Annotated in this window: 1 protein-coding gene; it reads right to left on the bottom strand. The window is 74.7% G+C overall.

Features of this window, described 5'->3' with window-relative positions; all coding sequences use genetic code 11:
* Positions 1-86: 86 nt before the first annotated feature.
* A partial coding sequence (locus AC01Y6_RS10920) for a hypothetical protein (RefSeq protein WP_476671555.1) occupies positions 87-651 on the bottom strand: 565 nt, incomplete at its 5' end.

The raw sequence follows: 651 nt of genomic DNA, 5'->3' as shown, positions 1-651 counted from the left end.
GACCTCGAGGACCTGGGAGAGGGCGAAGAAGTGGACCTCCGAGGGGAAGTCCTGGGGGGTGCCGAGGCCCAAGGGGTCAAGGGGGCTCACGCCGCGCCTCCCGCAAGGTGGGCTAGGCCCTCCGGGCAACTCCCCTCCCGGGCCAGGGGGCAGCCCTTGCACCCCGGGCCCACCTTGGGCTTTGCGGCGAGGAGGGCCTCCAGGGCCTCCCCGGCCCGGGCCAGCAGGAGCCCGGGGTCGGGGGCCTTCAGGTAAAGGGGAAAGCCCAGGCCCGGGCGCCAGAGGACGGGGAAGGTGTTCCGCCTAAGGCCCACCCGGCTCTCCAACCGGGCCCAGGCCGCCCAGGCCAGGAGGGCCTGGAAGAGGTGCTCCGGCCGAAGCTCCCCGGTCTTCACCTCCACCACCGCCGCCCTCCTCCCGTCCGCCACCACCAGGTCCAGCTCGGCGGTGAGGAAGAGGGGGGTCTCCAGGAAGGCCACGGTCACCCGGGCCCTGGCCCAGTAGCCCCGCTCGCGGTAGAGGGCGAGGAGGCGGTCCACCTCCCGGTGGTGGGCCTCCCCCCGGTCCTCGCCGGGACCCGGGCCCTTCGCCCTTTCCGCCTCGCGCAAGAGCCCCTGAAGAAGCCGCCTCGGGCAGCGGCCCGCCAGGACC

The sequence above is a fragment of the Thermus sp. genome (assembly GCF_056332225.1).
This window is presented reverse-complemented; position numbering and strand designations above follow the sequence as displayed.